Source organism: Mariniflexile ostreae (assembly GCF_042427585.1).
In the GTDB taxonomy this organism is placed as follows: Bacteria; Bacteroidota; Bacteroidia; order Flavobacteriales; family Flavobacteriaceae; genus Pseudalgibacter; species Pseudalgibacter ostreae.
Genome location: NZ_JBHMFC010000050.1, coordinates 1 through 7,148 on the forward strand (window position 1 = coordinate 1; position 7,148 = coordinate 7,148).

General features: G+C 35.9%; 5 protein-coding genes and 1 pseudogene. 5 read left to right on the forward strand and 1 reads right to left on the reverse strand.

Annotated elements, in window-relative coordinates:
* Positions 1-222: 222 nt before the first annotated feature.
* The 3 genes from ACFFU9_RS10470 (at position 223) to ACFFU9_RS10480 (ending at position 3,920) form a co-directional block, all read left to right on the forward strand.
* Positions 223-1,149, forward strand: coding sequence for an ABC transporter ATP-binding protein (locus ACFFU9_RS10470; RefSeq protein ID WP_379861388.1), 927 nt, complete (start codon positions 223-225; stop codon positions 1,147-1,149).
* A 2-nt stretch (positions 1,150-1,151) separates the two neighbouring features.
* Positions 1,152-2,465: an ABC transporter permease gene (locus tag ACFFU9_RS10475; RefSeq protein ID WP_379861389.1), complete on the forward strand. Its 1,314-nt coding sequence runs from the start codon at positions 1,152-1,154 to the stop codon at positions 2,463-2,465.
* A 291-nt stretch (positions 2,466-2,756) separates the two neighbouring features.
* Positions 2,757-3,920 (forward strand): sigma-54-dependent transcriptional regulator, encoded by a 1,164-nt coding sequence (locus ACFFU9_RS10480; protein ID WP_379861390.1) that lies wholly within the window; start codon positions 2,757-2,759, stop codon positions 3,918-3,920.
* An 86-nt stretch (positions 3,921-4,006) separates the two neighbouring features.
* Here the strand turns inward: ACFFU9_RS10480 and ACFFU9_RS10485 are convergent, their stop codons facing one another.
* On the reverse strand, positions 4,007-4,426 hold the full coding sequence (locus tag ACFFU9_RS10485; protein WP_379861391.1) for a hypothetical protein: 420 nt from the start codon (positions 4,424-4,426) through the stop codon (positions 4,007-4,009).
* A 124-nt stretch (positions 4,427-4,550) separates the two neighbouring features.
* Here ACFFU9_RS10485 and ACFFU9_RS10490 point away from each other — a divergent pair.
* Together ACFFU9_RS10490 and ACFFU9_RS10495 are read left to right on the forward strand one after the other, a co-directional pair.
* Positions 4,551-5,433 (forward strand): annotated as a pseudogene (locus ACFFU9_RS10490) (PPK2 family polyphosphate kinase).
* A gap of 63 nt (positions 5,434-5,496) precedes the next feature.
* On the forward strand, positions 5,497-6,870 hold the full coding sequence (locus ACFFU9_RS10495; RefSeq protein WP_379861392.1) for a M28 family peptidase: 1,374 nt from the start codon (positions 5,497-5,499) through the stop codon (positions 6,868-6,870).
* Positions 6,871-7,148: the final 278 nt, after the last annotated feature.

Sequence of the window (7,148 nt, forward strand, 5' to 3'; positions counted from 1 at the left end):
GAAGCAATAAATTGGCAATAGATAAAAGTGAATCAGAGGACATAGAAATTTTTGCTCCAAAGTTCTTTCTTTTTTAGTTACTCCACAACTTTTTGCGTTGACCCCATTTTAGCATGCATTGTTTTTTTTTCACATAGACCGTCAAGTTTATGTAGAAGCGTCAAATTGCTCTCCTAACATTTAATATATTTACCAACTTATTATTTGTCAATAAAAACATCCATGCATAATATATTAGAAGTTGAAGCTGTTTCTAAAAGTTTTGGGCCTTTTAAAGCTTTAAATAATATCTCACTATCTGTAGAAAAAGGAAGTATTTTTGGATTATTAGGGCCTAACGGAGCCGGTAAAACCACGCTTATTAGAGTTATAAACCAAATTACCATACCCGATTCTGGCCAGGTTTTGTTAGATGGCGATTTGCTTAACGGCTCCCATATATCAGATATAGGATACTTGCCTGAAGAACGCGGACTTTACAAGAGTATGAAGGTGGGCGAGCAGGTCCTTTATTTAGCACAATTAAAAGGTTTGAGTAAAACAGAGGCCAAAACCCGACTGCAATATTGGTTTGATAGATTGGAAATAGGAGATTGGTGGAACAAGAAAATTCAAGAGCTTTCTAAAGGTATGGCGCAAAAAATACAGTTTGTGGTAACCGTGCTCCACGAGCCTAAACTGTTGATTTTCGATGAGCCTTTTTCTGGATTTGATCCTATTAATGCAAATTTAATTAAAGATGAAATTTTGCGTTTGCGTGAAAATGGGGCTACGGTTATATTTTCAACCCATAGAATGGAGTCTGTGGAAGAACTTTGTGATGATATTGCGTTATTACACGAATCTAACAAGATATTGGGAGGTAAATTGATAGACGTAAAACGACAATTTAAAACCAATACTTACGAGGTGGGCATTGTTGCTCCAGACCAAAATGCATTGCTAAACACGTTAAGTGATAAATTTCAAGTATCGCAAACCCATTTTAAGTCTTTGGAAAACGACTTGAAACTCAACATCAAAATACCTGAAGAGCATACGCCCAACGATTTGCTGCATTATTTAATGGCTCAGGGAAACGTATCGCACTTTGTAGAGTTGATACCAAGCGTAAACGACATTTTTATTCAAACCGTTAAGAATAATTAAGCATGAATCACTTACCTCTTATCATAAAGCGTGAATATTTTACAAAAGTGAAAAATAAATCGTTCATCATCATGACTTTTTTAAGTCCGATGATTATGATTGCGCTTATTACCTTTGTCGCTTATCTATCTCAGCTCAATAATGATAGTTTGCGTGTTATTTCAATTTTAGATGAATCTGGACTGGTTGAGGATGTTTTTGAAAACACCGAGGGCTTATCTTACAATAGGTTAACGGGCCTGTCTTTAGAGGAAGCCAAAACACTTGTTTTGGAAACTTCCGGCTATGGCTTGTTGCATATAGAGAACCAAGAAGACCTTAAGGAGCTGTCACATCATATTAAATTTTACTCTGAAGAGTCGCCCTCAATAAGTGTTATTTCTAACCTAGAATCTAAACTGGACTATAGGCTTAATAACCTTATTTTAGAGAAAAAAGGTGTTGACATTGAAATTATAAAAAACTCAAGGATGCATGTTAATATTGCTCAAGAAAATTTTGCTGGCGAAAAATCTTCTAAAATAGATAGTATAGTAAAACTTATTTTTGGAGGTGCTGCAGGCTATCTGCTTTTTATGTTTATTATTATTTATGGTAATATGATTATGCGAAGTGTTATTGAAGAAAAAACCAGCCGTATAATCGAAATTATTATATCATCTGTAAAGCCTACGCAGTTGTTGCTCGGTAAAATTATAGGAACGTCTTTAGCCGGGCTTACCCAATTTTTTGTATGGTTAATTTTAGGTAGTGTGTTGATTACTATAGTGTCGGTGGTTTTTAATATAGACGTAGCACAAATACAGTCGCCACAACAGCAATTAATGCAACAGAACTTGGCCAATGGAGAAATCAATGCCCAGGTTCAAGACGTTATGCTGGCTTTTTATCACTTACCGATTGCCAATCTTATAGTGGCTTTTGTTCTGTTTTTTATAGGAGGTTTTTTATTATATAGTTCTTTATATGCCGCCATTGGTGCCGCTGTAGATAATGAGACCGATACCCAGCAATTTATATGGCCCATTTTGGTGCCTTTAATGCTAGCCGTTTATGTTGGAATATTTACGGTTATTGAAGACCCCCATGGAGCGGTTTCCGTAATTTTTTCATTTATTCCTTTTACTTCGCCTGTAGTGATGCTTATGCGCATTCCTTTTGGGGTGCCACTCTGGCAACAATTAGTAGCCTTTTTATTGCTAATTGGTACGTTTACATTAACCGTATGGTTTGCTGCAAAAATATATCGGGTAGGTATATTGATGTATGGTAAAAAACCGAGCTATAAGGAATTGATTAAGTGGATTAAATATTAACATAATCCAAAAAAATAACAACCCTATGGCATTGATATTGAAATGAATACTTTTAAATGTTTTGCCCCTATGGTGTTTACTGCTTAAACATTAAGTTTTTTTTAAAAAAGATAAATATACCTGAGCCGATATGAGATAGAACTCATAAAAAGGATAGGTTATCTTAGTTTATCTTAGGTAATCTTTTTATATTAAACTTATATTAGAGAACGCATATGAATCTTAATTTTTAAATGCAAATCCTTATTTGGATACGGTTTAAAAAATGAAACTTAAAATATAAATAAAAAAATGCCTAAAATCTTAATAATTGAAGACGAAGCAAGCATTAGACGCGTGCTGGTAAAAATACTTTCTGAAGAAAATGAAACTTATGAAGTCGATGAGGCTGAAGATGGATTGGTAGGTCTGGAAAAAATAAAAAAAGAAGATTTTGACTTAGTGTTATGCGATATTAAAATGCCCAAAATGGATGGGGTTGAGGTGTTGGAAGCGGTTAAGAAGATAAAACCAGAGACTCCTATCGTTATGATTTCTGGTCACGGAGATTTAGATACAGCGGTTAATACCATGCGCATGGGGGCCTTTGATTATATTTCTAAGCCACCAGATTTAAATAGACTTTTAAACACGGTAAGACATGCGCTCGACAGGAAAGAATTGGTTGTAGAGAACAAACTTTTAAAAAAGAAGGTTGATAAGAACTACGAAATGATTGGAGCAAGTGATGCCATTTCTCATATTAAGGACATTATTGAAAAGGTTGCACATACCGATGCCCGCGTATTGATTACGGGGTCAAATGGTACGGGGAAAGAATTGGTAGCACATTGGTTGCATCAAAAGAGCGACCGTGCAAAAGCTTCTATGATAGAAGTGAATTGTGCGGCCATTCCAAGTGAACTGATAGAAAGCGAACTGTTTGGCCACGTTAAAGGAGCTTTTACAAGTGCAGTAAAAGATAGAGCTGGTAAATTTGAAGCGGCTAATGGCAGCACCATTTTTTTAGATGAAATAGGGGATATGAGTTTGTCTGCGCAAGCCAAAGTGTTACGGGCTCTACAAGAAAGCCGGATACAACGTGTAGGTAGCGACAAAGATATAAAGGTAGATGTGCGCGTGATTGCGGCAACCAATAAAGATTTAAAGAAAGAAATTTCAAAAGGAAGGTTTCGTGAAGATTTATATCACAGATTGGCCGTTATCTTAATTCATGTGCCAACATTGAATGAGAGACGTGAAGATATTCCTGTTCTTATTAACCATTTTGCCGCTAAAATCGCTGGAGAGCAAGGGAGCTCTGCGAAAGTGTTTTCTGAGGGGGCCATTAAATTGCTTCAAGAGTATGATTGGACGGGCAATATTAGAGAATTACGAAATGTGGTGGAGCGTTTAATCATTTTAGGAAGCCGTGAAGTGACGGAAGATGATGTAAGGTTATTTGCTTCAAAATAATAATAATAATAACAATAAGGTGATACCCATGAAGTGCGCGTGTTAATAACGGACGCTTCATGGGTATTTAATTCATGCGAGAAGGCTTAGTCTACATCTTCTTCCTGTACAGCAACAGCGGTAGAGGTTTTTTGATCAAGTAACGCTGTACATTTGTCCATTTCTGTAAAAGACGCTTTGGCAATTTCTCGTGTTCGTTTCACGTAAAATCGACCGTCTTCATTGGTGTTTGCATTCTCCACTTGTTCTAAAAGTTCTATGGCATCATAAACTTTGTTGTAAGCGGTTTCACAACCACAAGCTTTTAACTTGGGTTTTGCACGCTTAAAGGCTTCTAAAGATTTATACGCATACTCTTTTAAGTGGTAGATGTTGTTGGAATTGTATGCCGATTTTATATGCGAATAAGCATACACTAAATCGGAATCAGCTCCAGAACAATTCTCTTGTCCATACGAGAATGAAAACACAGCAATAAATACAAAAAGTAAGTAATTTTTTTTCATGGTAGTTAGATTTATAACATTAAGTAGGTGGCGCCAATTTAGTGAAGTTTTATAAATAAGCATTCGTTTTTTTGAATTTATTCTTTTAGTATCTTTATGGAAAATAAATTTAAAATAGAAATACATGAAAAATATAAAGCCATCAGATTTTAGGATTAGTACAAAGATGAAGCAGAAGGACCAACCTTCTAAATATGATTTGGGAGTTTCTAAGAAAAAAACTGAAAAGGCTTTAAAATCAGTCAGCAAAAAATTAGCAAAATTGCAAAACACCATGTATGCTCATGACAAGTACAGTGTACTCGTGTGCTTGCAAGGTATGGATACTTCAGGAAAAGATAGTTTGGTGCGCGAAGTCTTTAAAAGCTTTAATGCTCGAGGTATCGTGGTTCATAGTTTTAAGGTGCCAACCGATTTGGAACTTGGTCACGATTATTTATGGAGGCACTATATCGCACTTCCAGAACGTGGTAAATTTGGGGGTTTTTAATAGAACCCATTATGAAAATGTTTTGGTTACTAGGGTGCATCCACACTATATTTTGGGTGAAAAAATCCCATCGGTTACGTCTATTGATGATATTAACGACGCCTTTTGGGATAAGCGTTTTGAACAAATTAATAACTTTGAAAAACATATTGCAGACAACGGTACTATAATATTTAAATTTTATCTTAACATATCTAAAGAAGAACAACGAAAAAGATTGCTGAGACGCTTGGATAAACAAGAAAAAAACTGGAAGTTTTCTCCTGCAGATATCAAAGAACGCCAGCTTTGGGATGTCTATCAAGACTGTTATGAGGATGCCATTAATAGAACATCGAAAGCCCATGCACCATGGTATAATATTCCGGCAGACGATAAGCCCACTGCACGCTATATTGTCGCTAAAATTATGTATGATACTTTAAAGGCATATACAGATATTAAAGAACCAGAACTTAATGATGACATTAAAGCCAATTTAGAACTCTATAGGCAAATGTTAAATAGTGAGTCTTAAGATAATTTTTATTAAAACCTCACTTTTAGGAAAAGGATCCCTAAAGCACTATACCTTATTTACATGAAGAAAACAGCCCTATTTATTATTTTTTTTATTTCATTAAACATTTATTCTCAAACCGATGAAGTGGTTTTAAAACAACTATATTCAGAATCTTTGACCAACGGTAAAAGTTACGATTGGTTAAGTTATTTAACAACCCAAATTGGCGGACGTCTATCAGGGTCTTACAATGCCGAGAAAGCGGTGGCTTGGGCAAAAGAAGAGTTGGATAGCTTAGGGTTAGATAAGGTTTGGTTACAGCCAGTTATGGTGCCAAAATGGGTGCGCGGTACTAAGGAGTATGCATTTATTGAAACGACCCCTGGAAAAACAACCTCTGTTAATATTTGTGCTTTAGGTGGATCTATTGCCACCTCTCCCGCTGGTTTAAAAGCTCATGTTGTTGAAATACAGGGGTTTGAACAGCTTAAGGCTTTGGGTAAAGAAAATATAGAAGGTAAAATAGTGTTCTATAATCGGCCTATGCAAGCCAATCTCTTACACCCTTTTGAGGCATATAGGGATGGTTTAAACTTACGTTATCAAGGTGCTGTAGAGGCTTCAAAGTACGGTGCGGTTGGTGTTATTATAAGGTCTTTAAGCTTGAAACTGGATGAATTTCCGCACACAGGCGTTATGAGCTATGAGGGTGTGCCTGTAGAAAAACGTATTCCGGCCGCAGCAATTAGTACCAAGGATGCCGAACTATTAAGTACCATGTTAAAATTGGATAAAACTATTCATTTTTATTTTAAACAAAGCTGTAAGCAATTGGAAGATGTTCAATCGTATAATGTTATCGGAGAGATTACTGGTAGTGAATACCCGAATGAGTATGTGGTTGTTGGCGCTCATTTAGATTCTTGGGATTTGGGCGACGGCGCACATGACAATGGAGCAGGCGTAGTGCAATCTATGGACGTTTTACGTCTGTTTAAAAAAATAAAGATCACTCCTAAAAGAACACTTAGGATCGTTTTATTTATGAATAAGGAGAACGGATTACGAGGTGCCTTAAAATATGCAGAAGAAGTGAAAAGTAAAAACGAAAATCACATCTTTGCATTAGAAAGTGATACGGGAGGATTTATGCCCCGCGGTTTTAGTTTTGACTCTAAGGAAGCAGATTATAATCTAGTGCTAAGCTGGAAACCATTATTTAAACCCTATTTGCAGCAGTATTTCGAGCAAGGAGCAAGCGATGCGAACATAGGACCTCTTAAAACAAATTCGAATGTTCTTGCAAGCTTACGGACCGATAGTCAGCGGTATTTTGATTATCATCATGCTAGTACGGACACTTTTGATGCTGTAAATAAGCGTGAATTAGAACTTGGGGCGGCAACGATGGCGGCTTTGGTGTATTTGATGGATAACTATGGTTTGAAATAAAACATTCATGGAACGTGTGTGGTTTATCTACCATTTAAAACTGTGCTTTTATTTAACTTTACGATGGTGTAAACGAGTTATTACATGAACAATAAGACCAAAACCAGGTTTATGAAAAAGAGAGAAGCAGAAGTTTATAAAATCTATTAAGGAAAGTACTTTAACTATTTGTTTAAGGCAGTATCTCATAAAGTGTGTAAGTTTTAAAATCTCAGGTTAATATTTAGCCTGAGATTTTTTATTTATTAATTTTAAATTTTACACACTTATGAAACCAG